The following is a 15,765-nucleotide window of genomic DNA, read 5'->3' as shown; positions in this document are numbered from 1 at the left end:
AATACCTGAGCGATAATCAGCGATCACACTGCTTTTCTACATACATCGTGGCTCATAATATCTTTAATATAGTCATGAATCGTGACTAAATGTGTTACTCAGATCAAGTAAGGTCATAGACATCATTCGCCCAAGGGCTGAATATGGAATCGACGCGCTCAGTGAAAAGCCCTTGGAGCCCACCTTCCGCACCCCAACTGTCACACATCAACAAAAAGTGGACAGAGTAGTACACAGAAACTAAGTTAGATTCAAAATTTAACAGACTTAATGAGAATAAGTAGTATTAAGTCTGGTGATTTAGCGAGAAGAGAAAGTTGTGTGATGAAGACAGAAGCAAGAGAAAACTTCATAGTTAAAAATAATTGATAACAAAAACATAAATGAGAGAATTGCAACAGAAGTTGTGGAGAATGGTGTTGTAATGTTGAATGCGGAAGACATTTAAATTCAGAACATAGACCATTTAGGAATAGTAGCAGGAATAATAGACGCGATAGGATTGGTAGAAATAATTAATGAATTAATAGGTGAAGAGAAAGGAGAAAAAGTCAGTCCAGGTCATGTAGTTAAAGCTATGATATTGAACGGACTAGGATTTGTATCCAAACCTCTATATATGTTTCCAAAATATTTTGAAACAATAGCTTGTGAACATTTAATAGGAGCAGGAGTAAAACCAGAATATCTCAATGATGATAAATTGGGGAGAGTCATGGATAAACTATTTATAAAAGGACTGGATACAATATTTTTTATCATCGCATTAAAAGCAGCCAAAAAATTTAATGTATCACTGTCAACATCACATCTAGATTCATCCTCAATGCACGTGCATGGGGAATACAATACCAGCTTACCAGAAGTGATATTTGAGAATCAAGAATCAAGAAATACCCAAGACCTAGAAGAGTTAGCGGTAAAATCACCAAAAGAAATTACCATCACTTACGGTTATTCAAGAGATCATAGACCAGATTTAAAACAATTTATCATAGAACTAATATGTTCAGGAGATGGGGATTAGCATCAGGAAACCAATCGGACTCATCATGTTTCGGAAAAATAGCAGTTGAGTATCAAAAACAATTACAAGTTAACAGTCTCATAGTTGCAGACTGCGCCTTATATACAGAATCAAATCTGAAATTGATGTCGGAATTACGCTGGTTATGTCGAGTGCCATTAAGTATCAAAACCGCACAATCACTAATATCAACATTACCAGAATTGGAATTTATCGATAGTAATTTGCCAGGATATAGATTTGTTTCAAAAACAGTTACTTATGGAGAAATAGAACAAAGATGGTTGGTAGTACAAAGCCAAGATAGAAGAGAATCAGACCTGCGTAAACTCTCCCAAAAAATTATCAAGGCAGAGTCAAAAGCTATTCAGGAGTTAAAAAAGTTATCACAAGATAAATTTGCTTGTGAGGCAGATGCAATCAAGACGAAAAACACGTTTCTAATTTGACTCAAGATAGGGATTTTATCCTGAATCTTTTACCAGATGATTGTCTCCGCTATTATCAATTAATCACATAATTTTCCTCTCTATTAATTTAGTATAGCCGTTTACATGAGCTAATCGTTTTGATTTATAGCTCTAATTTCCTGTGTCAAAAATCTAGTTTATTTACTTCAATTCATTATTCTAATTTATGATTTCAGCTTTTAACATCTTCATTTATTTATCTCATCCGAATCTATCTGCCATCAATTGTTATTGCTGCTTATTGAGAATAAGTTTTGATGGCATTTTTGGTGATTCATGGTAGCTCAAATATCTTTTTTGCTTTCAGATGTCTGTTTTTATTCTTACGTACCTTTTTTTTCTCAGTAATTTCCGTTTGTGACACTTGGGATGCGGAAGGTGGGTTACAGGCTAGATCCAGAAATCATCACCAAATATTAGGTGATTAGCAGTAGAGTCAAGACTTCCAAGCCAACTCTATTTCTCAGCAGATGCAGACTCTTGTTTTTTCAACCAATCCTTAATAGCATCTTCCAGCGCTGCGGTCTGGGTTACTTCCAAACGAGCGCAGGCAATCTCAAATGCAATTTTTAACTCTTTAGGGATTCTTCCCCTAACTTCTCGTGTTTCTTCAGTCATCCCAGCACCAAGTCCCTGTCCGGGCTTAATTTTTGCACAGTATATTAACAAAAATATATTTGCGCTATTTAGCGCTTGCGCTATTGCGTGATTAAGCTCATAATTGAATTGGGTTATTGATTACAACAATACTTACGTGCATCTATGAGCGTAATCACGATTCAATGTCGCCTAGTTGCAGATGACGAAACCCTCCGCCATCTTTGGGAATTCATGGCAGAGAAAAATACGCCCTTAGTTAATGAAATATTGGAACGATTAGGAAAACATTCTGAATTCGAGATATGGGTCAAAACTGCAAAAGTTCCCAAAACTGTGATCAAAGAATTGTGTGATTCTCTCAAAACCCAAGAACCATTTATAGGTCAACCAGGTCGTTTTTATACGCCTGCAATCACTTTGGTTACGTATATATACAAATCTTGGTTGGCTTTAAATAGGCGGCGACAGCTTAAAATTGAAGGGAAAGAGCGATGGTTAGAAATGCTCAAAACTGATGTAGAACTTGAGCAAGAAAGTAAATCAAGTTTAGAAAATATCAGAACAAAATCAACTGAAATATTAGCTTCATTTGCAACACATCAAACTCATGAGACAAATCATAAGGTGAGAGGCAGAAGAAGCAGGAAGCCTAAAGATGGAAAAGCTGATAGACCAGATAAAGTTGTAACTATTAAACCAAGCCGTCTATTTGAAGCTTATCGTCAAACAGAAGATGCTCTGACAAGATGTGCCTTAGTCTACCTCCTGAAAAATAATTGTCAGGTAAGTTTTGTTGAAGAAGACCTCGAACAATACACCAAACAAAGACGAAAAAAAGAAAAAGAAATAGAAATTGAACGGCTGAAAATCCAATTAACAAGCCGAGTTCCTAAAGGACGAGATTTAACTGGTGAAAAATGGCTAGAGACCCTAGAACAAGCAGTTCAGCAAGTTACCCACGATGAAAAGGAAGCTAAATCGTGGCAAGCCAACCTTCTAAGAAAATCGAGTTCTATTCCTTTCCCAGTAGTTTATGAAACTACTGAGGACATTAAATGGAAATCAACGATAAGAAAAGACTTTTTGTTTGTTTTAACGGGTTGGGAAAGCTTAAGTTTGAAATATATTGTGACAAAAGACACCTTCATTTATTTCATCGCTTTCTAGAAGACCAAGAAACTAAACGTAAAGGTAAAAAACAACATTCCAGTAGCTTATTTACTTTACGTACTGGACGAATATCTTGGTTAGAGCAAGAAGGTAAAGAAAAACCTTGGAACGTACACCGTTTAGTTCTTTTTTGCTCTCTTGATACTCGCATGTGGACTGTTGAAGGAACTCAACAAGTTATTGAAGAAAAAACAGCAGATATTAAGAATAAGTTAGTAAAAACCGAAGAGAAAGGCAAACTCAAACCTCAACAGAAAGATGATGTCATCCGTAAACAATCTACACTTACTATAATTAATACACCCTTTCCTCGTCCCAGTAAACCCTTATATGAAGGTAAATCGAATATTCTAGTTGGTGTTAGCCTTGGTTTAGAAAAACCTGTAACCATTGCTGTTTTTGATGCAGCTAATAACAAAGTCCTCGTTTATCGCAGCGTTAAGCAGCTACTAGGTGATAATTACAACTTACTTAACCGTCAACGACAGCAAAAACAACGCTCTTCTCACGAACGTCACAAATCTCAAAAACAGTTTGCGCCAAACGATTTTGGCGAATCCGAGTTAGGACAATATTTAGACAGGTTACTAGCCACAAAAATTGTGGAAATTGCAAAAGTATACTCTGCTGGAAGTATTGTTATACCAAAGCTTGGTGATATGCGGGAAATTATTCAAAGCGAAGTTCTCTTCAAAGCTGAGAAAAAAATACCCGGTTTTATCGAAGGTCAAAAGAATTACGCCAAAGAGTACCGACGACAAGTACATAACTGGAGTTATGGAAGATTGATTGAGAATATCCAAAATCAAGCCGCAAAAGTTGGAATCTCTATTGAAACACAACAGCAAGCAATTAGAGGTAGTCCACAAGAGCAAGCAAGGGATTTAGCTTTATTTGCTTATCAATGCAGAATTACTTCATCAATCTAAATAAAATATTGAACCTTGAAAACTTAATATGAAAAATAACAGCGCCGCAATTCATACTGTTTACAGCCTCTGTATTGCGAAAAATCTGGGTTAGTTTGACAGTTGGAAGACTGTTATGCTTTCTGACCCTGGTAACTGCCCGCTCTTGATGCTGCTGTCTAGCTTAACTAGACAGGATATGCCTTTTTTTGTAACTTGGATAAACCAATTATTTTCCGACCTGTTCAGCAACGAAAAAAGAAGTTTATACAAGGATAGCAAAATAGGGAAAGGTGCGCTCCCAGCAATAAAGAGTAAGGCTTTTTGCCCTAGCCGTTTTCGTAACGGTGCGGTTTACCGCAGTGGTGGTTACTGAATCACCCTCTTCGTCGGGGGAACCCTCTCAAATATTTTTTGGCAAGGCAAAGCGTGGGCAAAATACCTGGACTCCCGCCAAAAACTGAAAACCTTTGTCCAGCAGTAAATTCAGAAATCAGACTGTCAGTTAATTTAGTTTTTGAATTTTCAGTTGGACATGCTTCAAAGCAGACTGACAAAAGTGTTTGTGGACAGCTTGCAAAACAAGGGTACTAGACGGGTCGAGTTTCAACAACCATCCCGGCTAGGGTGGGTTGAAAGTCTCCAGGTTCAAGAAAAAGTTCAATTGGCTGGGAAGTTTCAACAACCATCCCGGCTAGGGGTGGGTTGAAAGTTGATACGGTTTTGATGTACTTCATGAAAAAAGAGTTTCAACAACCATCTCGTTAGGTTGGGTTGAACAAATATTTCATGAAGTACAACTTTATTAAGAGGGTTGAAAGGCGCACATTCGTTCGGGATTATCCTGAATATTTGCAGTTAAACCACGTCCATCTTGAAAACTGGAGGTTTTTAAACAGCTTGTTGATATATATAGCCCTTGGTATATAAGCTTTTTAAGCAATATTGTAAACACCACAGGTTTGAACCTGGATGAAGTTTATATTAGACTTTGGGGAAGCTTGATTTTGAACCAGCTCCAAAAAAGACAGTCGGCGACATTAATTTGTTAACGGTTGCAAGAGCAACTTTGATGACATTAATTTGTTAATAGAGATATTAATTCGTTAATCACGACATTAATTTGTTAACGGCGACAAATAATTAGTTATTCGACATCTACCAATCGGGATGACTGGATTCGAACCAGCGGCCCCTTCGTCCCGAACGAAGTGCGCTACCAAGCTGCGCCACATCCCGCCATAAAAATGGCATTGTAAATCAAGAATATCATAACCAGTGGCAAATATCAGAATTACATTTATATGCGATCGCTTCATCAAAGGCTTTGCTTGCTACGATTAAATTTGTATAACTCTAGTGGTAAAAGCGGATTGTGACTGTAAAACCAGACTGGTTGCGGGTGAAAGCACCTCAGCTTGAGCGCATTGGTAACGTTAAAGAAATTTTGCGGGATTTAGCCCTCAATACAGTTTGCGAGGAAGCGTCCTGTCCGAATATTGGTGAATGCTTCAACGCTGGGACTGCCACGTTTTTGATTATGGGCCCCGCTTGTACACGCGCTTGTCCCTACTGTGATATTGATTTTGAGAAAAAACCTAAACCATTAGACCCTACAGAACCTACACGACTAGCGGAAGCTGTTCACCGCCTGAACCTTAATCATGTAGTCATCACTTCTGTAAACCGAGATGACTTACTTGATGGTGGTGCATCTCAGTTTATGGCGTGTATTGATGCTGTTAACTCTGTTTCACCCAACACCACAATTGAGGTGCTAATTCCTGACTTATGCGGTAATTGGAATGCTCTGGAGTTAATTCTACAAGCTGCACCAGAGGTTTTAAACCACAATACCGAAACTGTTCCACGCCTATATCGCCGGGTGCGTCCCCAAGGAAACTACGATCGCACATTAGAATTATTACAGCGCACTCGTCAACTTTCTCCTAGTACATACACTAAATCCGGCATCATGGTTGGACTCGGTGAAACTGATGCCGAAATCCGCCAAGTCATGCAAGACTTGCGAACTGTCGATTGTGACATTTTGACCATTGGGCAATACCTCCAACCCAGTCAAAAACATTTGCAGGTAAACGAATTTGTCAACCCAGAACAATTTGCTGACTGGAAGGCATTCGGGGAAGAAATCGGATTTTTACAAGTTGTTTCTTCGCCATTGACAAGAAGCTCATATCATGCAGAAACAAGTCAGGGAATTAATGAAACGTTATCCACGCTCAAAAGTTAGGAGTTAGGAATTAGGAGTTATGAGTGAGCAGATGTACTCCAACACAAAACTTTCCGTTGCAATTCTTGGTGCAGGTGCTTGGGGTGCATCTCTCGCAAATCTCGCTGCTGCAAATGGTCATCAGGTGCGCGTGTGGTCGCGTCAAGGTTCCCAAATCGAAGCAGTTTTAAAAGATGTCCAAATAGTCCTGTCCGCTATCTCAATGATTGGTGTGAGAGATGTTGCTTCCCAAGTCCAGTCTTTCCCCCTTTCTCCAGAGACAATTTTTGTCACAGCGACGAAAGGCTTAGATCCCCAAACCACCTGCACGCCTTCACAAATTTGGCAACAAATATTCCCTAATCATCCAGTGGTTGTTTTATCTGGGCCAAATTTATCAAAAGAAATTCAAATGCAATTACCAGCAGCCACGGTGGTAGCCAGTAACATTCCCACAGCTGCGGAAGTAGTGCAGTTAGTATTTTCTTCTCATCGTTTCCGGGTATATACCAATCCCGATCCTTTGGGGGTGGAATTGGGAGGAACACTGAAAAATGTGATTGCGATCGCAGCTGGTGTGTGCGATGGTTTACAACTGGGAACCAATGCCAAAGCTGCTTTAGTCACCCGTGGACTTACAGAAATGGTTCGCATCGGCAACAACTGGGGTGCAAAGATGGAAACATTTTATGGTTTATCAGGTCTAGGGGATCTGTTAGCAACTTGCAATAGTCCCTTAAGTCGCAATTACCAGGTCGGCTATCAGCTAGCTGGTGGCAAGTCACTTACAGAAACTCTCGCAAATTTACAAGGAACTGCTGAAGGAGTAAACACTTGCCGGGTTTTGATGCAACGAGCCAAGCAACAAAACATCGCTGTCCCAATTACCGAGCAAGTTTATCGCTTACTGCAAGGCGAAATCACACCCAGACAAGCGCTTGATGAACTGATGCTGCGAGATATCAAGCCAGAGTACAACTACTAGCACCGCAAGGCGGAAGTGAAAAGTTTTGTATATCATGGCTTTTGCAATTTTTAAAATGGTAGCTTGATTTTCGCCGCACTGTACTCGTAGTCTGTAAAAGTTGAAATTGACGGGTTAATAATGTTACCGAAGAGGACGCATCAGTCACTATTTGCGTCACTCAATCTCCGTATAGATAGAATTTTGCAGTTAAGACTAATCACTTCCCTAATATCTATTAGTTCTACTTATACGTAAATAATCCTGAGAAAAAATTGCTAAATCGTCAGGATATTACTTTTGTAGCCATGTAAATGTGACTATGCCAATTATAAAGATGACATTCACTGAAGGATGTTTATACTGTGTTACAAAAGTTACTATCAAAAACCATCTAGGTTGAAATATTAACTAAGTAGTTGAAATATTGAAAGCCTAGCTGCGGATTTAATCGCTATTGGTTGAATCAAAAATTTAGCAGCCGATTAAGTTCAGTAATCCTGTATCGAATAAAACCCTTATAGTTAATTTCTAAAAAAAACTGTAATGGAACCTTCAACCATGTTAGTTCATCGTAAATCACGGGAACAATAGCAACAGTTGAATAGCTGACCGTAATCTAAGCTGACCGAAATCTATTGTTACCTGGAGCCATTGAGACGATCTTTATGCCAGCAACATCTTTTTATGCAGACGCCCCCTACAACACCAAAAAGTCCCGCCAGGCTTTGGACTCGGATCTCACGGTTGATGACAGTGAGTTATCGGTAGATGATCTACAGGAGCTAGAGATTGCTTCTGCTGACAATGCTAACTTTGCTGCTAACACTAACCGTCGGAGTACAGACCTAGTACGTCTATATCTTCAGGAAATTGGTCGGGTTCGCTTGTTAGGGCGGGATGAAGAGGTTTCAGAAGCTCAAAAAGTCCAACGTTACTTGCGGATGCGGATAGTACTTGCTAAGGCCGCCAAGGAAGGGGATGAAGTAATTACACCCTATTTAAGGTTAGTTGAAGTTCAAGAACGCCTAACCTCGGAACTAGGACATCGCCCGTCTTTGGAAAGATGGGCTGCCACTGCTGATATAGTTTTATCCGATCTTAGGCCAACTTTGGCAAATGGTAAACGTCGCTGGGCTGAAATCGCCAAGTTGACGGTAGAAGAGTTGGAACAAGTTCAGTCCCAAGGACTCCAAGCAAAAGAACACATGATTAAGGCAAATCTTCGCCTAGTTGTGTCTGTTGCTAAGAAGTATCAAAATCGTGGTTTGGAATTGTTGGATTTGGTGCAAGAAGGCACACTAGGTTTGGAGCGGGCTGTTGAAAAATTTGACCCCACTAAGGGTTATCGCTTCAGTACTTATGCTTACTGGTGGATTCGTCAGGGTATTACACGGGCGATCGCTACTTCTAGTCGCACGATTCGCCTTCCGGTTCACATTACCGAAAAGTTAAACAAAATTAAAAAGGCTCAACGCAAAATTGCTCAAGAAAAAGGTCGCACTCCAACTCTAGAAGATTTAGCAACTGAGTTAGAGATGACACCGACTCAAGTACGAGAAGTTTTGTTGCGGGTTCCTCGCTCCGTTTCTTTGGAAACCAAGGTAGGTAAGGATAAAGACACTGAGTTAGGCGAATTACTTGAAACTGACAGCATAACTCCAGAAGAGATGTTAATGCGAGAATCTTTACAAAGAGATTTGCATCATCTTCTGTCAGATTTGACGAGCCGGGAGCGCGATGTAATTTTGATGCGCTTTGGTTAGCAGATGGTCATCCTTATTCTTTAGCAGAAATTGGCCGCGCTTTGGATTTATCACGGGAACGAGTCAGACAAATAGAATCCAAGGCTTTGCAAAAGCTACGTCAACCCAAGCGCCGCAACCTCATCCGCGACTATTTGGAGTCTTTAAGTTAGTCATTTGTCATTAGTCATTTGTCATTAGAAACCTATACTTGACAAATGACTATGGACAAAAGGCTGATTTAATCCCAGATTAAAAGCCTTTTGGAGGCTTGTAGCAAATTATTTGCATTTAATTATGCAAAGCTTTTCCCCATACTTTTGCTCAGATATCTTGAAGGTGGGGATCAACTTAGCAATTTAAAATTAACTTAGGCAAAATTCAAAGTCAAGGGATGCAATCGTTACAAGTATCCTAACTATTAGCTGTATGCAAATTAAATGCACTACAGCTTATTGCTTGAATTTTGATCGAGATTTTATGAATTGTTCTTAAATATTTAGTAAGAATTCTCAATAGGCAATGATTGTTGCAAATTGCTCCCAAGATTTGCTATATTCTCAACTAACAAGCTTTGTTGAGAACTATTAGTATGACTGTCTACACAACTACTTCACTCAAGGCAGAACTGAACGAACGAGGCTGGCGATTGACTCCCCAGCGCGAAACAATTTTACACATTTTTCAAGAACTTCCGCAAGGTGAACATCTGAGTGCGGAGGATCTTTATCATCGGCTCGAAACTGATGGTGAAGGGATCAGTCTGTCAACTATTTATCGGACTTTAAAGTTGATGGCAAGGATGGGAATTTTACGGGAACTAGAACTGGGCGAGGGACATAAGCATTATGAAATCAACCAGCCTTATCCCCATCACCACCATCACTTAATTTGTGTTAGATGCAACTCAACCATTGAGTTTAAAAACGACTCAATTTTAAAAATTGGGTCAAAAACCGCTCAAAAAGAAGGTTTTCACCTGCTTGACTGTCAAATGACCATTCATGCAGTGTGTCCCAAGTGCCAACGGGCGCTGATGCCGCTTTAGCACTTGGGTAGATAAAAAACAAAACTACTCAAATTAACCAAATAAATGGAATTTTGAGCAGTTCGTAATTTGTTGTTACTGGAGGCAAGCAACCAGTTGGGGACTGATACTAACAACGCCAAAGCGGATGTTAAAAGCGTCCGCTCTTAAGATCCTTGAGACTGATGCCGTAGAATTCTTGGGCTTGTTTAATCGCTTTTTGGTGTCATCTGCCATCACACCGTTCAGCTTGCCTTTATAAAAACCCCGCTCCCTTAATCGCGTTTGGATTTCTAGGGTATTAAATTCGCTTTTGCTAGCAGTATAACTGAGCTATATAACTTAGCTCGCGTAGTTGGGCCAGCAACACCACTTGCCGCTAAGAAATTAGCTGCCTGAAACCTCTTTACAGCATCGGCAGTATAGGGGCCATAGTAGCCATTTGGCTCTCCCTCTAAATATCCTGCCTGGATCAATTGTTCTTGAACAACTCTAACTGGCTCACCGCGATCGCCTACACGAAGTTTATCTCGATTGACTACCTTTTTGGGAGCTTCTTCTCCATCACCGATGCCTACTCCCGGCAATTTACTCAATGTTGCTGGGCCAACAACTCCATCAACGCTTAATTTGTAAGAATCTTGGAACCGCTTGACAGCTTCTTCGGTAATTGGGCCAAATATTCCTGTGGCGTTTCCGTAATAAAAGCCTGCAATTCTTAACCTTTCTTGCAAAGCTCTCACATTTTCACCTTCATCCCCCTTAGCAATATAGTTGGAATTGCGACGCTGGTTATTTGCTGAACTAGTAGTGCTGGGCTTTTTGGCTTGCGCGCTTACAGCAGTAGTTCTTCTAGCTTGTGTAGCCGTAGTTGTGGGCTTTTTCGCTTGCCAATTTTCTAATTTTTGCAGGGTGTTAGCTCCAACAATGCCATCCACGGGTAAACCAGCAGCTTTTTGGAAGCGCCGCACAGCCTCTTGTGTGGATGCGTCATATACTTGGGTAACAGAGGATTGGTAAAAACCTGCTGTTCTCAACTTTTGTTGTAGATTTCTGACGGAAGGGCCTTGATCGCCTTTTTCTAGTGCCATGACGCTACTGACGGCGCCAAGAATAGATAAAGACAGAGCAAGGGGCAACATATACTTCCAAGCCCTACCAGAAAGCCTTTTCCAGTCTGGTGCAGCTGCTTTGTTAAACAAAGAACTGAGGGAGACCAATTCACTGGGTGTGCTGTCTTCGTAGGTGAAAGCTAGGTGCAAATACGCAAGATTTTCCATATTTGTTTCCTACACCCATTGATTTTTCTTCGATAACTGCTTCAGCTTGAAGTACTAGGTTCCACAAAGCTTCTAATGCTTCCTATATTTACATCCTCCCACAAATTGCGCTTATGTGCTTCTAATAATTTTTCAGCAATATCACGCAGTGCGTAAGGGTTCTTTTGCTGAATAAATTCTACAACAACTGGATCGAGTAAGTAAGCGTCTACTATGCCTTGATACATATAATCTTCAACACATTTAGCTGTAGCATCGTAGGCGAATAAAAAATCTACCGTCGCCGCCATTTCAAAGGCTCCTTTGTATCCGTGGCGCATGACTCCTGCAATCCACTTGGGATTAAACTACGCGAGAACGATACACTCGTGCAATTTCTTCTTTCAGTTGACGAACACGTGGTTTAGCGGGTATAGAATTATCACCAAAATAAGTTTGGGGATTTTTTCCCTGTAGAGAACGCACCGCCGCAGTTAAGCCACCCTGAAATTGGTAATAATCATCAGAATCTAGGAGATCGTGTTCACGATTATCTTGATTGTGCAGCACAACTTGCATTTGCGCCAAGCGTTGCTTGAAGGCTTCGGTATTGGGGATTGGGCATGGGGCATTGGGCATTGGGCATTGGGAATTAGAAAGAATTTCTCCCCCTCTGCTCCCCTGCTCCCCTGCTCCCCTGCTCCCCTGCTCCCCTGCCAAGTTTCACCGAAGAATAGGCGTAAGAACTCCAGTTGATGTAGGCGCGGGCTAAATCTTCGTCATCTGTCCAGTTTTGTGATTCGATTAAACCTTGGAGTCCTGCGCCGTAAGCACCTGGGCGAGAACCAAAGATGCGATAGCGCGATCGCACCACGGCTTCTTCTACACTTAATCCTTGGCTTGTCCACAATTCAGTCTCTTGGCGAACTGTATCCGCTAGGGGATTTTGTTCTGGCGGTTCATCTAAATCTGCTACTGCTGATACTGCTTGATCGAATAAGTCAATTAAGTTGGGAAAAGCATCGCGGAAGAATCCCGAAATTCGCAAGGTGACATCTACACGGGGACGCCCCAAAATCGCCAAGGGCAAAATTTCAAAATCCACTACTCGCCGCGCTGCACCATCCCATACAGGTTGCACTCCAAGTAAAGCCAAGGCTTCGGCTATATCATCACCGCCTGTTCTCATCGTGGCTGTTCCCCACAATGATAAACCTAGTGTTTTGGGATACTCGCCATTTTCTTGAGTGTAATATTCAACCAGGGTTTCAGCAGCTTTTCTGCCGATATCCCAAGCTGTCTCTGTGGGAATGGCGCGAATATCAACAGAATAAAAGTTTTTCCCTGTTGGTAGAACTTCTGGGCGACCACGTGTGGGTGCGCCAGATGGAGCGCTGGGGACGTAACCGCCATCGAGTCCGTGTAATAAGTGGGTGATTTCTTGATCGGTTTTTTGTAAGGCGGGAAGGAGGCGATCGCATATCCAGGTAGAAACACGATTCATCGCATCTGTACAAGAATTCTGACTTCTAAATTCTGACTTCTGAATTCTGAATTCTGAATCCTGATTTATTAGTTGTTCGACTAGGAGGGCGGCGTGTTCTTCTAAGACTTCGACAATATCACCGAGGGTACGGCATTCTGTGCCATTGACTATTGAGTATTCACCACTACTCATTGACAAATCGGCTGTGAGGGGATCGAAATCTAGTCCCCAATCTTGAGCGATCGCACGGGTAATACCTGGAGAATGGCGATTGGGGATGCGAGCGATCGCTACTATTAAATCTCGTAGCTGCCTTCCTTGGGGGCATTGCCCAAAAATATGTAACCCGTCGCGGATTTGGGCTTCTTTCAATTCACAAAGATAACCACCGATGGAATTCAAAATTAAGGATTCAGACTTAAAGATTTCTGTTTCATTTTGGATTCCTAAATCTAGATGGAGATTTTCTTTGATTACCAGTTCGTGGATGCGATCACGAATCACTGGCAAACGCGAAGGATCTAAACTGTCGGCTTCATAATACTCATCAATTAAATTCTCTAACTGTTGCAAAGAACCGTAGAGTTCCGCACGAGTCATCGGCGGCGTTAAGTGATCTATAATCACCGCTTGAGCGCGACGTTTGGCTTGGGAACCTTCACCAGGATCGTTGACAATAAACGGGTACAGGTGGGGAAGTGCGCCGAAGGCTACTTCTGGATAACAATTACTCGATAAAGCCACACTTTTACCCGGTAGCCATTCTAGATTTCCGTGTTTCCCTACATGAACTACAGCATCAGCACCAAAAGTTTCTCTAACCCAATAGTAGAAAGCTAAATAATCATGAGTTGGTTCTAAATCCGGTGCATGATAATTCAAACTTGGGTCATTATCATAACCTCTTGCTGGCTGAATTCCCACAAAGACGTTGCCGAGTTGGATTCCGGGAACGGGGATTGGGCATTGGGCATTGGGCATTGGAGATTGGTTATTCCCATGCCCCATGCCCAATGCCCCATGCCCTATTCCCCACCTTTCACCAATACCTTGCTGAACTGCTGGCGGTAATGAAGCGAAATATTCTTGATATTCTTCCCAACAAACACTTTGGTATACCGGAAGCGATTCTCTACCTTCTGGATCGTTGGTTACGCCATCTGTCAGCCGTTGAATCAACTCATCTCCTTGAGCAGGTGGATTTTCTACTTCATACCCAGCTTGATGTAAAGCTTGCAGGATTTCTACACAACTCGCTGGGGTGTCGAGTCCCACACCATTGGCGAGGCGGCCATTGCGGTTAGGGTAGTTTGCCAGAATCAGAGCAATTCGCCGTTCTTGGGGTGGTTTGGAACGTAGACGCGCCCAGTTTGCTGCTAGTTTAGCAACGAACTCGATGCGATCGCTCACTGGTTCATAAATTACTACATCTGTCTCTAAATGGGGATTACGAGTTTGTACTGCTTTAAAAGACACAGCACGAGTAATAATCCGCCCATCTACTTCTGGTAGCGCCACATTCATCCCAATATCGCGGGGAGAAAGTCCTTGAAACTGTGACTCCCACTGCTCAATTGATCCGCCACTGAGGATTACCTGCAACACAGGCACATCTAATTTTTCCCATAGTTCGGTTTGAGGTGTTTCGCTTTCCAATCGTGCTAGAGAAAAACTGGTGGTATTTAGCAGTACAGCGATTGATTCGCCTTCTTTAGGTTGAAAAAATTCACTCAACTCAACTTGCACATCTGGTTCACGCAATGAAGAAACAAACACTGGCACTGGTTGCAAATTTTTCTGTACCAAAGCTTCGCATAAAGCATCAATTACTTTAGTATTCCCCGCTAAATAATGAGCGCGGTAGAAAAGGATGCCAATTTTGGGTATTGGGCATTGGGCATTGGGCATTGGGCATTGGAAGCCTTGAGGTTCAGAGGTGGATGAACGGAGTTCCGAGGTGGATTCATCCAGTTCAAAGGTGGATGAACGGAGTTCCGAGGTGGATGAACGAGTATCAAAGGTGGATGAATGAGGTTCTGAGGTGGATGAACGAGTATCAAAGGTGGATGAATGAGTATCAAAGGTGGATGAATGAGTATCAAAGGTGGATGAATGAGTATCAAAGGTGGATGAATGAGTATCAAAGGTGGATGAACGAGTATCTGAGGTGGATGAACGAGTATCTGAGGTGGATGAACGAAGTTCTAATTCTCCCCTGCCCCCCTGCTCCCCTGCTCCCCATGCTCCCCCTACTCCCACTCCCCACTCCCCACTCCCCACTCCCCATTCATACAATCCCACACGCGGAATCGGCTGAGGTGGCGCAGGATTATATGCAGTTGATAAGCAATTGTCGGAGATAAATTGCAGAGCATTAACGAAATTTTCTACACCGCCTTCGCTAAAATACTGCCATATCTGGTTAACAATACCCAAGGGCACGGTAGACTGAGAGATTAAATCGGGATCAAAAGCATCATCCCCTGGCATTACAATGAGGGTTCTACCATTTCGTTGGACAATTTCTTGCACTACTTCTAATCCATAACCCCAGTAAGAACGTCCTCCTAATAGGCGCAAAATAATTACTTGGGCAAGTTCCAAAACTTGCTCTCCATAAGTATCTATGCTTAATTGTTGCTGCAATTGTAATAGGTTGGCGACTCTTAATGCCGGAAAGCTTGCGGGTAATTTTGTTACCGCAGCTGCCAAGGTTTGAATGTCAGTATCAGCAGCTGTAATCAATACAAAAGGCGCGGGAGTTTGTTCTAAAAAAATTAATCCCTCTGACTGATTCAATCCACCCGGTGTGCTACTTATACGATGCATAATCCTGTGTTACCGTTTTAAATTGTTGGTTAGTACATAATCAAAAC

Annotated in this window: 4 protein-coding genes, 1 tRNA gene and 6 pseudogenes; 6 read left to right on the top strand and 5 right to left on the bottom strand. The window is 41.7% G+C overall.

Translation table 11 applies throughout. From position 1 onward, the window contains the following. Positions 1–448: 448 nt before the first annotated feature. Positions 449–1,452, top strand: a pseudogene (locus ANSO36C_RS35295) (IS1634 family transposase); the annotation flags it as partial. Between the two features lie 501 nt (positions 1,453–1,953). Here ANSO36C_RS35295 and ANSO36C_RS18585 read toward each other — a convergent pair. After that, on the bottom strand, positions 1,954–2,166 hold the full coding sequence (locus ANSO36C_RS18585; protein WP_193948155.1) for a hypothetical protein: 213 nt from the start codon (positions 2,164–2,166) through the stop codon (positions 1,954–1,956). A 93-nt stretch (positions 2,167–2,259) separates the two neighbouring features. Here ANSO36C_RS18585 and cas12k point away from each other — a divergent pair. Next, positions 2,260–4,196, top strand: a pseudogene (gene cas12k, locus ANSO36C_RS34935) (type V CRISPR-associated protein Cas12k). A 569-nt stretch (positions 4,197–4,765) separates the two neighbouring features. On the opposite strand, the gene ANSO36C_RS18570 reads toward cas12k, so the two are convergent. Continuing rightward, positions 4,766–4,912, bottom strand: a complete 147-nt coding sequence (locus tag ANSO36C_RS18570) for a hypothetical protein (RefSeq protein WP_251955730.1) — start codon at positions 4,910–4,912, stop codon at positions 4,766–4,768. A gap of 428 nt (positions 4,913–5,340) precedes the next feature. Continuing rightward, positions 5,341–5,414: transfer RNA gene (locus tag ANSO36C_RS18565), tRNA-Pro, on the bottom strand. 136 nt (positions 5,415–5,550) lie between these two features. Here ANSO36C_RS18565 and lipA point away from each other — a divergent pair. From lipA to ANSO36C_RS18545, 4 genes and pseudogenes are all read left to right on the top strand, one after another. Beyond that, positions 5,551–6,436 (top strand): annotated as a pseudogene (lipA, locus tag ANSO36C_RS18560) (lipoyl synthase). 24 nt (positions 6,437–6,460) lie between these two features. Continuing rightward, complete coding sequence (locus ANSO36C_RS18555) at positions 6,461–7,393, top strand: NAD(P)H-dependent glycerol-3-phosphate dehydrogenase (RefSeq protein ID WP_251960369.1); 933 nt, start codon at positions 6,461–6,463, stop codon at positions 7,391–7,393. Positions 7,394–8,040: 647 nt separating this feature from the next. After that, positions 8,041–9,290 (top strand): annotated as a pseudogene (sigC, locus tag ANSO36C_RS18550) (RNA polymerase sigma factor SigC). A 419-nt stretch (positions 9,291–9,709) separates the two neighbouring features. Next, positions 9,710–10,165, top strand: coding sequence for a Fur family transcriptional regulator (locus ANSO36C_RS18545; protein ID WP_012407750.1), 456 nt, complete (start codon positions 9,710–9,712; stop codon positions 10,163–10,165). A 130-nt stretch (positions 10,166–10,295) separates the two neighbouring features. Here ANSO36C_RS18545 and ANSO36C_RS18540 read toward each other — a convergent pair. Both ANSO36C_RS18540 and cobN read right to left on the bottom strand, forming a co-directional pair. Then, positions 10,296–11,424: pseudogene (locus tag ANSO36C_RS18540) on the bottom strand (peptidoglycan-binding domain-containing protein). Continuing rightward, a pseudogene (cobN, locus tag ANSO36C_RS18525) lies at positions 11,366–15,718 on the bottom strand (cobaltochelatase subunit CobN). Before cobN ends, ANSO36C_RS18540 begins: the two co-directional pseudogenes overlap by 59 nt. Positions 15,719–15,765: the final 47 nt, after the last annotated feature.

Source organism: Nostoc cf. commune SO-36, assembly GCF_023734775.1.
GTDB classification, from domain to species: Bacteria; Cyanobacteriota; Cyanobacteriia; order Cyanobacteriales; family Nostocaceae; genus Nostoc; species Nostoc commune_A.
The sequence above is the reverse complement of the archived record's forward strand: the minus strand, read 5'-3'. Positions and strand labels throughout refer to the sequence as shown.

Bases quoted from the DNA above. Each gene is read 5' to 3' on its own strand.
- ANSO36C_RS18555 (WP_251960369.1), top strand. From the start codon at position 6,461: ATGTACTCCAACACAAAACTTTCCGTTGCAATTCTTGGTGCAGGTGCT.
- ANSO36C_RS18545 (WP_012407750.1), top strand. From the start codon at position 9,710: ATGACTGTCTACACAACTACTTCACTCAAGGCAGAACTGAACGAACGA.
- ANSO36C_RS18570 (WP_251955730.1), bottom strand. From the start codon at position 4,912: ATGAAGTACATCAAAACCGTATCAACTTTCAACCCACCCCTAGCCGGG.